Annotated in this window: 14 protein-coding genes and 1 tRNA gene; 9 read left to right on the top strand and 6 right to left on the bottom strand. The window is 59.5% G+C overall.

Annotated features, from left to right (window positions below; translation table 11 throughout):
• Positions 1-98: 98 nt before the first annotated feature.
• Positions 99-431 (bottom strand): ArsR/SmtB family transcription factor, encoded by a 333-nt coding sequence (locus HMPREF2847_RS09175; RefSeq protein ID WP_070852217.1) that lies wholly within the window; start codon positions 429-431, stop codon positions 99-101.
• A 189-nt stretch (positions 432-620) separates the two neighbouring features.
• Here HMPREF2847_RS09175 and cls point away from each other — a divergent pair, with 189 nt between their 5' ends.
• A complete protein-coding gene (gene cls / locus HMPREF2847_RS09170; protein WP_083327361.1) occupies positions 621-2,114 on the top strand; it encodes a cardiolipin synthase in 1,494 nt (497 codons plus the stop codon).
• Positions 2,115-2,193: 79 nt separating this feature from the next.
• Here cls and HMPREF2847_RS09165 read toward each other — a convergent pair.
• Positions 2,194-2,279 (bottom strand) — tRNA-Leu (locus HMPREF2847_RS09165).
• Positions 2,280-2,505: 226 nt separating this feature from the next.
• Here HMPREF2847_RS09165 and HMPREF2847_RS09160 point away from each other — a divergent pair.
• Positions 2,506-3,090, top strand: a complete 585-nt coding sequence (locus HMPREF2847_RS09160; protein ID WP_070852216.1) for a YbhB/YbcL family Raf kinase inhibitor-like protein — start codon at positions 2,506-2,508, stop codon at positions 3,088-3,090.
• A gap of 138 nt (positions 3,091-3,228) precedes the next feature.
• Here the strand turns inward: HMPREF2847_RS09160 and HMPREF2847_RS09155 are convergent, their stop codons facing one another.
• The 3 genes from HMPREF2847_RS09155 to HMPREF2847_RS09145 form a co-directional block, all read right to left on the bottom strand.
• Positions 3,229-4,329 carry a quinone-dependent dihydroorotate dehydrogenase gene (locus tag HMPREF2847_RS09155; RefSeq protein ID WP_070852215.1) on the bottom strand — a complete coding sequence of 367 codons (1,101 nt, stop codon included), beginning with the start codon at positions 4,327-4,329 and terminating at the stop codon, positions 3,229-3,231.
• Entirely contained in the window at positions 4,330-5,493 is a 1,164-nt protein-coding gene (locus tag HMPREF2847_RS09150; protein WP_187401057.1) for a hypothetical protein, read from the bottom strand.
• A 108-nt stretch (positions 5,494-5,601) separates the two neighbouring features.
• Positions 5,602-6,537 carry an aldo/keto reductase gene (locus HMPREF2847_RS09145; protein ID WP_070432142.1) on the bottom strand — a complete coding sequence of 312 codons (936 nt, stop codon included), beginning with the start codon at positions 6,535-6,537 and terminating at the stop codon, positions 5,602-5,604.
• A 132-nt stretch (positions 6,538-6,669) separates the two neighbouring features.
• Here HMPREF2847_RS09145 and HMPREF2847_RS09140 point away from each other — a divergent pair, with 132 nt between their 5' ends.
• Genes HMPREF2847_RS09140 through metH form a run of 4 tightly spaced genes read left to right on the top strand, consistent with a single transcriptional unit; the run spans position 6,670 to position 13,044 of the window.
• Positions 6,670-7,551, top strand: a complete 882-nt coding sequence (locus HMPREF2847_RS09140; RefSeq protein ID WP_040361409.1) for an undecaprenyl-diphosphate phosphatase — start codon at positions 6,670-6,672, stop codon at positions 7,549-7,551.
• Between the two features lie 18 nt (positions 7,552-7,569).
• A complete protein-coding gene (mshC, locus tag HMPREF2847_RS09135) occupies positions 7,570-8,925 on the top strand; it encodes a cysteine--1-D-myo-inosityl 2-amino-2-deoxy-alpha-D-glucopyranoside ligase (protein WP_070852213.1) in 1,356 nt (451 codons plus the stop codon).
• 2 nt (positions 8,926-8,927) lie between these two features.
• Complete coding sequence (locus HMPREF2847_RS09130) at positions 8,928-9,335, top strand: hypothetical protein (protein ID WP_070852212.1); 408 nt, start codon at positions 8,928-8,930, stop codon at positions 9,333-9,335.
• 49 nt (positions 9,336-9,384) lie between these two features.
• Positions 9,385-13,044 carry a methionine synthase gene (gene metH, locus HMPREF2847_RS09125; protein ID WP_070852211.1) on the top strand — a complete coding sequence of 1,220 codons (3,660 nt, stop codon included), beginning with the start codon at positions 9,385-9,387 and terminating at the stop codon, positions 13,042-13,044.
• Positions 13,045-13,051: 7 nt separating this feature from the next.
• Here the strand turns inward: metH and HMPREF2847_RS09120 are convergent, their stop codons facing one another.
• Positions 13,052-13,957 carry a thioesterase family protein gene (locus HMPREF2847_RS09120; protein WP_070767488.1) on the bottom strand — a complete coding sequence of 302 codons (906 nt, stop codon included), beginning with the start codon at positions 13,955-13,957 and terminating at the stop codon, positions 13,052-13,054.
• Between the two features lie 156 nt (positions 13,958-14,113).
• Here HMPREF2847_RS09120 and HMPREF2847_RS09115 point away from each other — a divergent pair, with 156 nt between their 5' ends.
• From HMPREF2847_RS09115 to hisG, 3 genes are read left to right on the top strand one after another with little or no spacing between them, the layout of a single operon-like run.
• Complete coding sequence (locus HMPREF2847_RS09115; protein WP_083327360.1) at positions 14,114-14,797, top strand: HAD family hydrolase; 684 nt, start codon at positions 14,114-14,116, stop codon at positions 14,795-14,797.
• Between the two features lie 22 nt (positions 14,798-14,819).
• Complete coding sequence (locus tag HMPREF2847_RS09110; protein ID WP_005510825.1) at positions 14,820-15,083, top strand: phosphoribosyl-ATP diphosphatase; 264 nt, start codon at positions 14,820-14,822, stop codon at positions 15,081-15,083.
• Positions 15,084-15,097: 14 nt separating this feature from the next.
• Positions 15,098-15,943 (top strand): ATP phosphoribosyltransferase, encoded by an 846-nt coding sequence (hisG, locus tag HMPREF2847_RS09105; protein WP_070767490.1) that lies wholly within the window; start codon positions 15,098-15,100, stop codon positions 15,941-15,943.
• The last annotated feature ends 63 nt before the right edge of the window (positions 15,944-16,006 follow it).

Genomic DNA, 16,006 nt, shown 5'->3' with positions numbered 1-16,006 from the left:
TAGCAGCGCCAAAGACAAGCAACCCCACGATCACCTATCGGAGTCTGTCCGGTTGGGTCGCGGGGTTTTCGTCGTAAAGCGAGCGTATCCGTGTGCGCCTACTGACCGCGGTGATGGGGCGGATTGCTGTAGAGCGTGTGTTCGGCGAAGTGGAGAGCGTTGATCACCAGGTTGGTGAGGTGCTCGTCGGGCTGCGAATAGAAGCTAGACGTGCCCTCCTTGCGGGTCTGCACCATATTGGCCATGCGCAACTTCGCCAGGTGTTGAGAAATCGCGGGGATGGGGCGATCGAGCGCACTAGCGATGGCGGTGACGGTCATCTCCCCGTCACGAAGGAGTGACAGGATGGAGAGACGCGTCTTGTCCGCCATCAACTTCAGTACGTTAGTGGCAACGTCGAGCTCGGTGCTCGTAGGAGCCTTCTCAGTCATTTGGAGGGGTAAGTCCTTTCGAAGTCGACATGCCAAACACTTAGTATGTTCAATAAGGTGAACATTACTACGTATTGATATCAGTATTCAATTTCAGATGTCACAATAAGCTGTCGCAAAAGAGGGGAGGGGCGCTTCTAAGGGGCAGCGACCAAAGATACTGAAAATTGCTTCAGTAATATCATCTGCATGGATTGGTTGATGAGCACCTTCCCATGGCTGGTGGAGGACTTAACGTGGTGGCAAGTACTATTCTTCGCACTCGACTACACGATTAAGTTCATCGCGATTGGATGGGTGCCGGAAAACCGAAGCCCATCGGCTTCGACGGCGTGGCTGCTACTGATTCTGCTGATTCCATTTATCGGCCTACCTCTGTTCCTCTTCCTGGGCTCGCAGCAGATCACGGGCCGCCGGCACGAGGTACAGGCACTGGCACAGGAGCTCATTGCGGAACGTACCGAGCATCTGCCCGACGTACCGGACGATGCCGAGATAGAAGATGACGTTGTCAACGTATTCAAGCTCTCGCGTCAGCTCACGGGAATGCCGGCAATTGCCAGCGCGGAAAAGGGACTTTTCACCGAATTCGATGCCTCCATTGACCGCATGATTGAAACCATCGATGCGGCTCAGAAATCTATCCACGTGCAGTCCTACATCTTTGCACTGGATTCCAGCACGGAGCCTTTCATACAGGCTCTCGAGCGCGCGCACGACAGGGGACTAGAGGTCAAGGTACTGGTCGATCCAATTGGTTCGTGGAAATACCCCGGCTACTACAAGCTGAAAAAACGCCTGAACCAGTCCAAAATCTCCTGGCACCCAATGTTGCCCGTGAGCTTACTGAAGCTCACCTGGCGCCGCCTGGATCTGCGTAATCACCGTAAGCTCGTAGTGATTGATGGCGACATTGTATTCATGGGCTCGCAGAATTTGATTGAGCCCGAGTACCAGAAGAAAAAGAACCATAAGATTGGCCGCCGCTGGGTGGACACATGGATTGAGCTCGAGGGCGATATTGCGCTGGCCTTCGACGCAATTTTTGCGGTTGATTGGACCAGCGAGCTATACAAGACCCCAGATGCCACCAGGAACTATTCACTCCACACCACTGAGGTCAACGACAACTACAACGTGGTCCAGGTGCTGCCATCGGGTCCGGGCTTCAACACGGAGCCGAACCTGCGCGTGTTCAATAACATGATCTACCAGGCGCACGAGCGGATTATCGCCGTCAGCCCGTACTTCGTCCCGGACGAGTCCATGCTCATGGCACTGACCTCCGCCGCATATGGAGGCATCGACGTTCAGCTCTACGTTAACGAAGAGTCCGATCAGTTCATGGTCGGCCACGCGCAGCAGTCCTACTACCAGGCACTGCTAACCGCTGGCGTGAAGATTTACCGCTATCCGGCGCCTGCCGTCCTGCACTCCAAGTTCATGGTTATCGACGACCGCATGGCCATGTTCGGCTCGTCCAATCTAGATATGCGCTCCTTCGGCCTCAATTACGAGATCACGCTTCTCTCCGCCGCCGGTTCCATCGTGGACAAACTGATCGCGCTTGCCGACGAGTACCGCGACAAATCCCTCCTGCTCACCCAGGAGGAATGGAATGACCGCCCCCTTCGCCAGCGCTACCTGGACTCTGTTTTCCGCTTGACCTCGGCGCTGCAATAGGGCAGTACCATAGAGGTCCCCCAGAAAACACAAAAATCCCGAGAGCTGCATTTACTGCAGTTTCTCGGGATTTATCTTGTGTCCGGAGGGGGACTTGAACCCCCACGCCCGTTAATAGGGCACTAGCACCTCAAGCTAGCGCGTCTGCCATTCCGCCACCCGGACCGGGTAGGAAGCACTTCCGTGCTGACCTGTGATACTGTATCCCGACTACATAATGAAACACAAATTGGCAGGTCATCAGGGTATTAAGGTGCCAAACCTGGGTGTAATTACATCTCCGTTGTTAGCCCCGCATCCGCCTTGGATTCGCGCTGAGAATCCGGCATTGAGGATAGGTAGTCTGGCGAAGTCCCTGCAGCGCGCTCATAAAGTAGGCACACTGGTAGTTATGACTACGAATTCCAACGACACCACAAACAACGCTACAAATAACACTGCAAATGCTCCGGTTTTCCCGGGCCCGGATCCGTACGCACCGCTGAAGGATTTGCCAACCTTCGAGCTGTCCTCGCCAGATATCAAGGACGGCGAGAAGATTGCGGATGAATTCCGCGCTCCGTCGAATGTTTCCCCGCAGTTGGATTGGGCCAATCTGCCGGAGGGCACGAAGTCCATTGCCGTGACCTGCTTCGATCCGGACGCCCCGACCGCTTCGGGCTTTTGGCACTGGGCTGTGTTCAACATTCCAGCGGCCGAAAAGGGGCTACCACAGGGAGCTGGCTCCGAAGACAGCTCTAAGCTGCCAGACGGTGCTATCCAGCTTGTCGGCGACTCTGGCATGCGTGGTCACTACGGAGCTAACCCACCGGCGCAGCATGCCCCACACCGTTACATGTACGCGGTGCACGCGGTCGACGTCGAGAAGCTTGATGTTCCGGAAGATGCGACGCCGACAGTGCTTGGCTTCAACCTGTATTTCCACTCGATTGCGCGTGCCATCATCACGCCGTGGTGGGAGAACGTCGGGGAGTAGGGGTACGACGCCCACACCGGCAACTCAACCGACCGGGCACGCTACTCATACAGAAAACCCCGGGGCCAGCGCCTTCATGGCAGCAGGACCCGGGGTCGCGTGTTTATTGGATTAAAAAGCCTCAACGGCTCTCAGCAGTTAACCACGCCACGGCAGACCACAGCCGACAGCCTCCGAAATGGAGTAGAAGCCCTGAGCTCGAATCTGGCGAGCTAACCCTTGGTGAATGTCACGAATCCAGTCTGGACCGCCATAGATCAACGGTGTGTAGCCCTGCAGCAGGGAAGCGCCGTTGGCAATCCGCTCCCATGCCTGCTCAGCAGTCTCGATGCCGCCGACGCTGATCAGAACAAGTTTGTCTCCGACGCGCTCGTGCAGCAGCTTCAGTACCTCTAGTGACCGAGCTGCCACAGGTGCACCCGAGACTCCACCGGCACCCATCTCCGCGACTTCATCCGCGGGCGTACGCAGGCCCTCGCGAGAAATGGTGGTGTTGGTTGCCACAATGCCCGCCAGCCCCAGATCAACAGCCAGGTCAGCAACTGCAATGACATCCTCGTCGGAGAGATCAGGAGCAATCTTGACCAGCACCGGCGAGTCGGTCTCCTCAGTCACCGCTGCCAGAATCGGCCGCAGGGACTCTACCGCCTGAAGGTCGCGCAGACCCGGCGTGTTCGGTGAGGAGACATTGACAACCACATAGTCCGCCAAGCCTCCGAGCTGGCTGGCCGATTCTCGATAGTCATCGACGGCCTCTTCGAGCGGAGTTACCTTGGTCTTGCCAATATTGATACCGATGACGTCGTCGCTGCGACGCGCCCGCAGGTTCTCCGCTACAGCGGCGGCACCGGGGTTGTTGAAACCCATGCGGTTCAAGATGGCGCGGTCTTCCTTCAGGCGGAACAGACGCGGGCGATCATTGCCCGGCTGCGGCTTGGCAGTCACGGTTCCCAGTTCCGCGTAGCCAAAACCAATGGGCCCCCAGCAATCCGGGGCAATAGCAGCCTTGTCGAAGCCCGCGGCGAGCCCCAGCGGACGCGGGAAGTCCACACCGAACACGGTTTGACGCAGCACAGCATCGTCAACAACGAGTAGCTTGCTCACCGCCCGCTGAAGACTCTCCGACTTCTGCAGCCCCTTCAGGGTCTTCGAGATGGCCTCGTGAATCTGCTCCGGCGGAACCTGGAACATTGCCTTTAGCGCGAGTTGATAGGACTTGGCGCGAAGTTTCGAAGGCATCTACTTAGTCTCTCCCTCGGAGTCGTCTGCTCCCTTGGTGTCACCTGCACCGGTCGGTAGTTTATCGGCTGGCTCCCGAACCGACATCTCCTCACGAATTTTCTCTGCATCCTGCTTGAAATCAGCAATTGCCTTATCGACGTCCGCGGAGTCAAAAATCTGAGCCCCGTCACCGGTAGCCGAGAAGACGCCAATTTGGCCATCCTCGGTGGCGACAACCGACTGTGGGTCTGCAACCGTGTTGATGTCCGCGACCTTGACTGGGGTACCCGAGCTGATGTCGTAGCCAGTCAGCTTGTTCACCTTCGTCGAAGTCACCCAGACAATTCCGCGCGATTCGTCGACCGCTACCGCCCACGGCGCCTCCGGAGCCGGAGCTGCTTGGTGAAGTCGGATGATGTCGGTTGCCGTGTAAATCAGTAGCTGGTTGCCCTTGGTGTCTGCGGCAGCGATGGCATGGTCACCGGACGCTACCTTGCCGACGCCAATGCCCGCACGCAGCGCAGAGCCAGCACGAGACTCATCGAGCTTGAGCTCATGCACCGAGGTCTCTGGACGGTTAACTTCCAAAAGCTTGACGTCAGCGTCACTGTCCGCATCCGGAATCTCAACAAGCTGCGAGCCGTTGTTCGCGGCCTTAAAGTCACTGGCCAACTCACCGTCAGCGCCGAATACATCGATGACATTGCTATCCGCATGGGCACCGATGATGCGGCCGCCTTCCAGGCCAACTGCGGCGGAGTAGTTGGTACCACGACCAACGACGGCCGCTTCCGTGGCCTGGTCAGTAATGACATGGATGCCATCTTCACACGGCAGCAGAGCAGTGGGGCCGCCCGGCGCGAGTTCGCCGCACTTGGCGTCCAGCTTCGTCGAACGCTCGATTGGGTTATTCAGCGGACCGGCAAAGATCTTGTCCCCGGCCTTCAGGACAACTCGATCGCCGACCAGCACTGCATCAGTGATGCCCTCATCAATCTTCTTGGCTTTCCCGATGCCAGTATCGGGAGCAGCGGGTGAAGCGGCCGGCACTGGCGTGGCGTTGCCCATTCCGGCATCGATGTCTCCTTCCACATCGGAGGAGCACCCTGCCAGGACCACTGCGCTAGCGGAAAGCCCCGCTAGAAGGGAGGTTATGACACGTCGACGACTGTTTTCACTCACGCTATAGAAACTACCACCCCGGCCGGATTACTTTGTGGACGCCTCCAGCCGTGGGAAGTTCTCGCATTCGTTGCGCTTTATAAGCCTTTATAAGAATGCGGTTACTGATTACAGCGTGACGTCGTCAAGCGCGTTGCAAATCTGCGGTGGCAGCGTGAGTTGTTCGGCGGTGAGGTTTTCGCGTAGCTGAGCGCGGTCTCGAGCGCCAACGAGGATCGAGGTGACGCCCGGCCGATCGCGCGCCCAGGAAATCGCTGCGACGGCAGCACTGACGCCGAGCCCCTTGGCTGCGGTGGTCAGAGCACCTGCGACCGTGACGCCGCGTGTGTCAAGGTAGTCCTGTACCTCTGCGTCCGCGTGTTCGGAAGCAGCGCGGGAGTCCTCCGGAATGATGTGCTGGTATTTGGCGGTCAACACGCCTTGGGCCAGTGGGGCGCCACCGATAAAGCCGAGACCCAAATGCTCACAGGCGGGCAGCAGCTCAGCCTCAGGGCTTCGCTGGAGCAGCGAATACTCATGCTGTGCAAACACCGGAGCGATTCGATTCGCGGCGGCATGCGTCACCGCTGCTTGCCATCCGCTGTATCCACGCAGTCCGGCGTAACGTACTTTCCCCGTGCGTACAGCCCATTCCAGGGTGTCGGCGACCTCTTCCGGTGGGGTCAGCCCATCCCAGTAGCCGGGCGACCACAGATCAATGTGTTCGACGCCGAGGCGTCCGAGCGTATCGTCGAGGTCCTTTTGCAGTGTCTTACGCGAGCAGTCCACGCGCCTGCCGACGGGCCGCTCGGGGTGTATGCCAGATGCGACCGAAAGCACCAATTCGTCGGCAACGCCGCGCTTTGCGATGACTGCACCCAGCATGTCGGCAACAGTGTCGCCGCCGTGGAGTGGGGAAGCGTCGACAAGGTTGCCTCCGGCGTCGAGGAAGTCCGTCAGGATGCGTCCGGCCTCGTCTTGCCTGGTACCCGCACCCCAGGTGGCCGTACCCAGCCCCAAGGCGGAGACGCGTAAACCGCTGTTGCCCAGAATTCGTTGTTGCACGATTTTTACTTTAGGACACCTGCGTGCGGTCGCGGGAAAACTTCCGCGGGAGAGGTCTCGCTACGGCCGCGCCGAAACCTCGCTATAGCCACAACACAAATCGGACGAGTAGCCTATACACCCGTGACTATCATGACGACACTAAGCGCCTCAGCGGATACTGCTGCCGATACCGCCGGCACCGGTATGACCTGGGCGCAGACGATCATTCTGTCCGTAGTGCAAGGTCTGACGGAATTTCTCCCGGTGAGTTCCTCGGGGCACCTGCGGATTGTCTCTGAGCTGCTGTGGGGCCAAGACGCCGGCGCATCCTTCACCGCTGTAGTACAGCTCGGCACCGAATTGGCTGTGCTGGTGTTCTTCGCCAAGGACATCTGGCAGATTCTCACTGGCTGGTTTGCCGGCCTGTTCAATAAGGAAGCACGCGGTTTCAACTACCGCATGGGCTGGATGGTGATTGTCGGTACACTGCCGATTGCCATCATCGGCGTGCTGGGGAAGGATCTCATCCGCGACAACCTGCGCAATCTCTGGATTACAGCCGCTGTGTTGGTGCTTTTCTCCTTTGTCTTTATCGCCGCAGAGAAGTTCGGCCGTCGTGAGCGCAACTATGAAGAGCTGACCATGCGAGATGCCATCGTCATGGGTTTCGCGCAGTGTCTGGCGCTCATTCCGGGGGTGTCGCGCTCGGGCGGTACGGTGTCTGCCGGCCTGTTCTTGCACTTGGATCGAGAGGTTGCAACGCGCTTTTCCTTCCTGCTGGCTATCCCCGCTGTTTTCGCTGCTGGAATTTTTTCGCTTCCAGACGCGTTTGACCCTGCGGCGGGACAGGCCGCTAGTGGTGCGCAATTGGCCATCGGTACGCTGATTGCCTTCGTCGTCGGTTATGCGTCTATCGCATGGCTGCTGAAGTTTGTGTCGAACCACTCCTTCGCTTGGTTCGCCGCGTACCGCATCCCGGTCGGTTTGATTGTTATGGTGTTGCTCGGCTTCGGCACGATCAACGCTGTTTAGTGAGGTAGTGAGTATTTAATGCATTCGTGGCCCCAACCACAGGTTCCCAGTCTCGGCGAGGCGCGCTTCGATGTGTTCAACCGCGCCAGCAATGCAGGTACGGCGCTTTCGCTTGACGACGAAAGCTCAACATCGGTACCCCTACGCCTCTACGACACCGCGGATCAGAAGGTCTCCCAGGTGGAAGCGGGGCCAGAGGCGACTATGTACGTGTGTGGCATCACGCCCTATGACGCCACACACCTGGGACACGCGGCAACCTACCTCACCTTTGATCTGATTTACCGTCAGCTGCTGGACAATGGGCACTCGGTGCATTACGTGCAGAACATCACCGATGTCGATGACCCGTTGTTCGAGCGTGCGGAGCGCGATGGGGTGGACTGGCGCGAGCTGGGCACCTCGCAGATTGATTTGTTCCGCTCGGATATGGAAAACCTGTCGGTGATTCCGCCACGCGACTACATCGGTGCCATTGAATCCGTCGGCGAGGTCGTGGAAATGGTCGAGAAGCTGCTGGAAAATGGCTCGGCCTATCAGCTCACCAATGACGAGTACCCGGATGTGTACTTCCGCAAGAGTGCCACCGAGAACTTCGGTTACGAGTCCAATTACTCGGCAGAGCAGATGGCGGAGTTCTTTGCGGAGCGCGGTGGCGACCCGGATCGCCCGGGCAAGGAGGACCCGCTGGACGCGCTGGTGTGGCGTGCCGCTCGGCCCGGGGAGCCAAGCTGGGAGGCTCCATTTGGTGCGGGCCGGCCGGGTTGGCACATTGAGTGCTCGGCGATTGCTACCAACCGCTTGGGTAAGAGCTTCGACATTCAGGGCGGTGGCTCGGACCTGGCTTTCCCACACCATGAGTTCTCGGCGGCTCACGCTGAGGCCGCTACTGGTTGTGCACGCATGGCCAGCCACTACGTTCACGCGGGCATGATTGCGCTAGATGGCGTCAAGATGTCCAAGTCGCTGGGCAACCTCGTCTTTGTCTCTAAGCTGGTGGCCGCCGGCGTGGATCCGAGTGCGATTCGTATTGGCGTGTTCGCCAGCCATTACCGCTCTGATCGCGATTGGTCGGACGAGGTGCTGGAGGCGGCCAAGGCACGTCTCGAGACCTGGCGTGCGGCTTGCGCAGCTACTGGGACCGCCACCGATGAGAAGGCGGTGAGCGCGGCAGCGGCACTGGTTGCCGATGTGCGCGCAAGCCTGGGCAATGACTTGGATACGCCGGCTGCACTGGACGCTATCGATGCCTGGGCTGCGGAGTGGTCCTCGGCTACCGGCAACAAGGCAGAAGCTGGCGCAGTAATCGGCGCAGCGGGTGCCGGAGAGTTCGTTGCCACCGCGCTGGACGCGCTGCTTGGCGTTAAACTTTGATCATGAGCAACTCAGACATGTCTGCAGTCGAAGTAACGAAAGAGAGCATCGATAAACTAGTTGCCGATTTGCGCATGTTTGCCACCGGCAGCTACCTGCAGCCCGAGGAACGCGAGTTCTGGGAGCCACTTTTTGACGAAGCGGTAGCCGACCAGGTCGGGGAAGTTCTCCGTGAGGCCGCCGCTGGTATTGATCAGGCGGCGGAGCTGGCCGTCGATAAGCGAGAAGAAGCCGCGACGCAGGCGGTAGAGAACTGCCTACAGCGCGTGGCTGCGATTGAGCATGAGCACGGCGGCTCGATTTTTGACGAGGAGCTCGACGAGATTCTCGCCATTATCAATTCCGCAACGAAGGCTGTCGGCTTGGACCTGCCTTCGGTGAAGGCGGAAAGCTACTTCGAGATGGAATAACCAGCCCGATTATCGGCGCGGTTATGAAAGTAGACTAAGGTGTCTACTTATGACTGATCGCCACTCTTCCGAGTTCCTCACCGCACTGCACAGCCGTGTACTCATTGGCGACGGCGCCATGGGTACCCAGCTGCAGTCTTTTGACCTCGACGTTGACGCGGACTTCCTCGGCTACGAGGGCTGTAATGAGATTCTCAATGACACTCGTCCCGACATTATCGAGACGATTCATCGACGCTATTTCGAGGCCGGCGCCGACCTGGTCGAAACCAATACCTTCGGCTGTAACTTCCCGAACCTCGCGGATTACGACATCGAAGACCGTATCCAGGAACTAGCGCACAAGGGCACCGCAATCGCCCGGAAGGTCGCTGACGAAATGGGGCCGGGGCGCGAGGGCATGCGACGCTTTGTCCTCGGTTCGCTGGGCCCGGGCACGAAGCTGCCGTCTTTGGGGCACGCTCCGTACGCTCAGCTTCGCGACGCTTACACGGAGGCCGGACTCGGCATGATTTCCGGTGGCGCGGACGCGTTTTTGATTGAAACCTGTCAGGACTTGCTGCAGGTAAAGGCGGCCGTCAACGGTGTCAAGGCCGCCATGCATCAGACTGAGAAGAAGATTCCGATCGTCGTCCACGTGACTGTCGAGACCACAGGCACCATGCTGATGGGCTCGGAGATTGGTGCAGCCCTGGCAGCGCTGCAGCCGCTGGGTATCGACATGATTGGTCTGAACTGTGCAACGGGTCCGGACGAGATGAGCGAGCACCTGCGCTACCTGTCCAACTTCGCCTCCATCCCGGTATCGGTGATGCCGAATGCGGGTCTACCAGTGCTGGGCAAGAACGGTGCGACCTACCCGCTGACCGCCCCAGAGCTGGCCACTGCGCTGCGCGGATTTGTTGAAGAGTTTGGCCTGGCGATGGTCGGTGGCTGTTGTGGTACTACACCGGAGCATGTTTCCGCTGTTCGCGATGCTATTACCGGTGCTGGCGCCTACGCTGAGCAGGGCCCAGCCGTTAAGGCAGCGCGCCCCTCGACGGACCCGGATGCGAAGCCCATCGATGAGGTCGCTTCTCTGTACTCGGCAACCCCGCTGACGCAGACGACCGGCATCACCATGATTGGTGAGCGCACCAACGCCAACGGTTCTAAGGCTTTCCGCGAGGCCATGCTGGCCGGTGATTGGGAGAAGTGCCTTAACACCGCCCGAGGTCAGGTCACTGATGGCGCACACATGATTGACCTGTGTGTCGACTACGTGGGGCGCGACGGTCGCGATGACATGGCAACCCTGGCATCTCAAATCGCCACCTCGGTGACGTTGCCGGTCATGCTGGACTCCACGGAACCGGAAGTTCTTAAGACGGGCCTGGAGCACCTCGGTGGTCGCTGTGCGGTCAACTCTGTGAACTTTGAAGACGGCGATGGCCCTGAGTCGCGCTACCAGCGTATTATGCGCCAGGTTGTTGAGCACGGTGCTGCCGTGGTCGCTTTGACTATCGACGAAGACGGTCAGGCACGTACGAAGGATAAGAAGGTTGCGATTGCCGAGCGCCTCATCGCCGACATCACCGGCACTTGGGGACTGCGCGAGCAGGACATTATTGTCGACTGTCTGACTTTCCCGATTTCCACTGGGCAGGAGGAAACTCGCCGCGACGGCATCGAAACCATCGAAGCCATCCGCGAACTTAAGCGTCGCCACCCGAACGTGCACACCACGCTCGGCCTGTCCAACATCTCCTTCGGTCTGAACCCGGCGGCTCGCCAGGTACTCAACTCGGTGTTCCTCAACGAGTGCATCGAGGCCGGCTTGGACTCCGCCATTGCCCACAGCTCCAAGATCTTGCCGATGAACAAGATCGACGACAAACAGCGCGAAGTCGCTCTCGATATGGTCTACGACCGCCGTCGTGAAGCGGGACATCCTGACGGGGAGTACGACCCACTGCAGGTCTTCATGGAGCTCTTCGAAGGAGTCTCCGCCGCTGACGCTAAGGACGCCCGGGCCGAGAAGCTCGCCGCCATGCCGCTGTTCGACCGCCTGGCGCAGCGCATCATCGACGGCGAGCGCACAGGTATCGAAGCTGACCTCGATGAGGGCATGAAGGAAAAGGAACCCCTAGCGATCGTCAACGAGGACCTGCTGCGCGGCATGCAGACTGTTGGTGACCTCTTCGGTTCCGGTCAGATGCAGCTGCCATTCGTGCTGCAGTCGGCCGAGACGATGAAGGCCGCGGTGAGCTACCTCGAGGGCTTTATGGATGCCGAGGATGCCACGGGCTCCAAGGGCTCGATTGTGCTGGCCACGGTGAAGGGCGATGTCCACGACATCGGCAAGAACCTGGTGGAGATTATTCTCTCCAACAACGGCTACACCGTCCATAACCTGGGCATTAAGCAGCCGATCGCTACGATTTTGTCCGCAGCTAAGGAACTGGATGTCGATGCCATCGGTATGTCCGGCCTGCTGGTGAAGTCCACTGTGGTGATGAAGGACAACCTGCTGGAGATTAACTCCGCCGGTGATGCCGCCCGCTTCCCAGTGCTGCTCGGCGGCGCCGCGCTGACGCGTAGCTACGTGGAAGACGACCTGTCCGAGCTCTACCACGGCGATGTCTACTACGGCAGGGATGCCTTCGAAGGACTGCGCATCATGGATGAGCTGATGGCAGCTAAGAAGGGCCTCGGCCCAGACGAGAATTCGCCTGAGGTCATCGCCGCCCGCGAGAAGAAGGAAGCTCGCCGCGCCCGCCGTGAGCGCTCCAAGCGCATCGCCGCGCAGCGCGCCGCCAAGGCTGCCGCCGAAGCCCCCGAGGTGCCGGAGCGTTCCGACGTCGCCAGCGATGTCCCTGTTGCAACACCGCCGTTCTGGGGAACCCGCATCGTCAAGGGTCTGCCTCTCGACGACTACCTGACCACCCTCGATGAACGCGCCCTGTTCATGGGACAGTGGGGTCTGCGTGGCACCCGTGGCAATGAGGGCCCGAGCTACGAGGAGCTGGTCGAATCCGACGGTCGTCCACGCTTCCGCGCATGGCTGCAGCGCCTGCGTGCGGAAAACATTCTCCAGCATGCGGCTGTGGTCTACGGCTACTTCCCGGCAGTTTCTGAGGGCGATACCGTGCATGTACTGCCGCTGCCTGCAGAAGGGGAGCAGCCTGACCCCACAGCGGAGCCAGTGGTGTCGTGGACCTTCCCGCGCCAGCAGCGCGGTCGCTTCCTGTGTATTGCTGACTTCATCCGCTCGCGCGAAGATGCCATCGCTACGGGGCAGACCGACGTCATGCCGTTCCAGCTGGTGACCATGGGACAGCCCATCGCTGACTTCGCCAACGATATTTACGCCAAGAACGAATACCGCGACTACCTGGAGGTTCACGGTATCGGTGTGCAGCTCACCGAGGCGCTGGCCGAGTACTGGCACCAGCGCATTCGCTCCGAGCTCGCGTTCTCCGACGGCACAAGTGTTGGCGCGGAAGACTCCGACGATACCCAGGACTTCTTTGACCTGAAGTACCGTGGCGCTCGTTACTCCTTCGGCTATGGTTCCTGCCCGGATCTGACCTTCCGTCAGGGCATGATTGACCTGCTGCAGCCGGAGCGCATCGGCGTGGAACTCTCTGAGGAGCTCCAGCTGCACCCAGAGCAGTCCACCGATGCGTTCGTGCTCTACCACCCGGAAGCGAAGTACTTCAACGTGTAGCTTCGCGTTATCCTTGCGGTCGCACCAGCAAGGTCTGCATGCTGCGGCCAATGGGGCCGTGCACATCGTAGAGCTCGCCCGCAGTCATGCCGATTCCGTCCGGACCAATGGAACCGCGGGCGGCGATGCCAACCCAGCCGCCGTCTTCCGGCTGCGACTCCGATTCCGCCGACTGCTCCGATGGGCCAAGCTGGGGGAGTCGGTGCAGGTGAACCACTAAGTCGGTATTCATAAACGCCCACTGATGCGGGCTCAGCGTGGCTCCGACACCGTTGGCGGTATCAGCTACCTGCATGACTCGCTCCACCGCAGTCGGCTCCTCCCCGAGCACGATTGGGTATGTCGCGCGAACCCAGTGAATCTGCGTCTCGGCCAGCTCTTCCGTCGCACCTGCGCGGGCTTCAATCGATTCGATGTATCCGCCACTCCAGTCGTCGGTAAGCGGAATGTACTCGGCGCTGCATTCCTCAGGCCCGGGCACCTGCTTGTCGAATGCACGCTCAATATCCCGCGTATCCGCAGTGGCCATCATCCACGCGGACGCGGTGGCAACGGGCCGCCAGGCACCCTTGACGTCGGCAAGCAATTCGGCTTCGACCTTGGCGATCTGCCGCCCCGGGCGCGAGACCCATGACCGCGCGCGCAGCTCCGTGTACGGTACAGCCGACAACAGATCCACGGCGATGCGAGTAATACGCATTCTCTCGCTTTCCAGGCGCCTGCGCTCCAACATGCGTGTCAGCAGCGCCGACGGTGGCGCACCGTGCTGAAACGGCCCCCACGCCCCGTAAGTGAAGCTGGTGGGCATGAAGCGCTCGTAGCTGAGCTCGCCTTCGGTGACCGCGCCGAGCGGAATAAAGTACGCCTCGGGCTGGTCGATTGCCTGGGCGAGTGAATCTTCAGTGGTTGTCATAGCGAGTCGATGCCTTTCATTCGCGCGGGGACACGTTCATGCGGTGGTTGCATGCAGCACCGCGACATACTTTCCTTTCTAAAACTCTAAACCCAAATCCGGCGGCTTTGCTGACATAATCGCCAAATGCTTGTTTGCCTGGCATAGTCGCATGGTGTGAAAGCAATTTTGTGGGACATGGACGGCAGCCTCATCAACACGGAACCCCTGTGGGAGATTGCCACGTACGACCTCTCGGAATTCGTAGGCCGTCGCCTGACTCCGGAGTTGCGCATGCAGTGCGTCGGCAACACGCTCTGGGACACGCTGTCGATTTGTGCTGATCATGCGGGACGCACGCTTGACGACGAGCTGTTTTCCTCGGGCTCCCAATTCGTCGAAAACCGCTTCACAGAATTGGTTCTAGAGCATGGGGTGGAGTGGCGCCCGGGTGTGCCGGAGATTTTGGACCAGGCCCGAGCTGTTGACATTCCGGTGGTGTTGGTGACCAATACTCGCCGACACGTGGCGCAACCCTGCATTGATGTCATGGGGGAGCAGCACTTCGCGGCAACAGTGTGTAGCGATGAGGTGGCCAACGGCAAGCCGGCACCGGATCCGTACTTGCGTGGCGCAGAGCTCGCCGGATTTGCGCCAGAGGACTGCCTGGCTATCGAAGACTCCTCAACGGGGGTGCGCTCTGCACTCACTGCGGGATGCACGGTGGTGTGGAATCCAATGCCGGATGTGAGCGTTTCGCAAGCTGATGTGAAGACGCTAGTACCCCCGGCGCGCTTCATTTCGAGCAATTTGGATACCTCGAATTTGGGCTTATTGCGGGCTGCTTTCGCGGGCGAGTAGACGACATGGAACAATAGACCAGGTGAAGAACTTTGATGACCTGTTTGCAGAGCTGAAGGAAAAAGCACAGTCGCGTCCCGAGGGATCGGGCACAGTCAAGGCACTAGACGCTGGTGTGCATTTCCAGGGCAAGAAAATTGTCGAAGAAGCCGGTGAGGTCTGGCTTGCAGCTGAGCACGAATCTGACGAAGCCCTCGCAGAGGAGATTTCGCAGCTGTTGTACTGGCTGCAGGTGGTCATGGTCGGTCGCGGGCTGAGCCCCGAGGATGTTTACAAGTACCTGTAGGAGAAATCAACACCATGCTGCGTATTGCCGTGCCCAACAAGGGATCGCTGTCCGAGGCGGCAGTCGAAATCCTGAAGGAAGCTGGTTACCCGGGTCGAGGCGACTCCAAGAGCCTGACCATCCACGACGAAGCCAACGACATTGAGTTTTTCTTCCTCCGCCCGAAGGATATTCCCATCTATGTTGGCAACGGTCATCTGGATTTGGGCATCACCGGCCGCGACCTGGCCGCTGACTCGCTGGCTCCGGTCGATGAGGTTCTGAATCTGGGCTTCGGCGCCTCGACTTTCCGCTACGCCGCCCCAGCCGATGAGGAGTGGACCGTAGAAGCTCTGGAGGGCAAGCGCATTGCCACCTCGTACCCGAATCTGGTGCGCGAAGACCTGAAGGCTCACGGCATTAACGCCACCGTCATTCGCCTTGATGGTGCAGTGGAGATTTCCATCCGCTTGGGAGTTGCCGACGTTATCGCCGACGTTGTCTCCACCGGCCGCACGCTGCGTAAGCAGGGGTTGAAGCCATTCGGCGATGTTTTGGTCAGCTCTGAGGCAGTTGTTGTCGGACGCAAGGGTGTGGAGGTCACCGAGGAGCAGCAGGTGTTCCTGCGTCGTATGACCGGCATTCTGCATGCCAAGACGTACTTGATGATTGACTACAACATCCGTGCGTCTGCGCTGGAAGAGGCATCCAAGCTCACCCCGGGTCTGTCTGGCCCGACCGTGTCGCCGCTGGCTAACGAAGATTGGGTAGCAGTTCGCGCGCTAGTCCCGAAGGCAGAGGCCAACCCGCTCATGGATGCCCTGGCGAAGATTGGTGCCGAGGCAATCTTGGCCTCGAATATCCGCATCGCGCGTATCTAGTGGAAGCTTGACCTGCTCGAGGGGTGAGGTGGGGGGGTGTCCCTATGTTTTTGTCAAGTGCCA

It is taken from the genome of Corynebacterium sp. HMSC074C03 (assembly GCF_001838285.1).
GTDB lineage: Bacteria > Actinomycetota > Actinomycetes > Mycobacteriales > Mycobacteriaceae > Corynebacterium > Corynebacterium amycolatum.
The sequence above is the reverse complement of the archived record's forward strand: the minus strand, read 5'-3'. Positions and strand labels throughout refer to the sequence as shown.

Coding starts and splice junctions, on each gene's coding strand:
- HMPREF2847_RS09120 (WP_070767488.1), bottom strand. CDS start 13,957: ATGACAACCACTGAAGATTCACTCGCCCAGGCAATCGACCAGCCCGAG.
- HMPREF2847_RS09160 (WP_070852216.1), top strand. CDS start 2,506: ATGACTACGAATTCCAACGACACCACAAACAACGCTACAAATAACACT.
- HMPREF2847_RS09130 (WP_070852212.1), top strand. CDS start 8,928: ATGAGCAACTCAGACATGTCTGCAGTCGAAGTAACGAAAGAGAGCATC.
- metH (WP_070852211.1), top strand. CDS start 9,385: ATGACTGATCGCCACTCTTCCGAGTTCCTCACCGCACTGCACAGCCGT.
- HMPREF2847_RS09155 (WP_070852215.1), bottom strand. CDS start 4,329: ATGCCTTCGAAACTTCGCGCCAAGTCCTATCAACTCGCGCTAAAGGCA.
- cls (WP_083327361.1), top strand. CDS start 621: ATGGATTGGTTGATGAGCACCTTCCCATGGCTGGTGGAGGACTTAACG.
- HMPREF2847_RS09175 (WP_070852217.1), bottom strand. CDS start 431: ATGACTGAGAAGGCTCCTACGAGCACCGAGCTCGACGTTGCCACTAAC.
- hisG (WP_070767490.1), top strand. CDS start 15,098: ATGCTGCGTATTGCCGTGCCCAACAAGGGATCGCTGTCCGAGGCGGCA.
- mshC (WP_070852213.1), top strand. CDS start 7,570: ATGCATTCGTGGCCCCAACCACAGGTTCCCAGTCTCGGCGAGGCGCGC.
- HMPREF2847_RS09140 (WP_040361409.1), top strand. CDS start 6,670: ATGACGACACTAAGCGCCTCAGCGGATACTGCTGCCGATACCGCCGGC.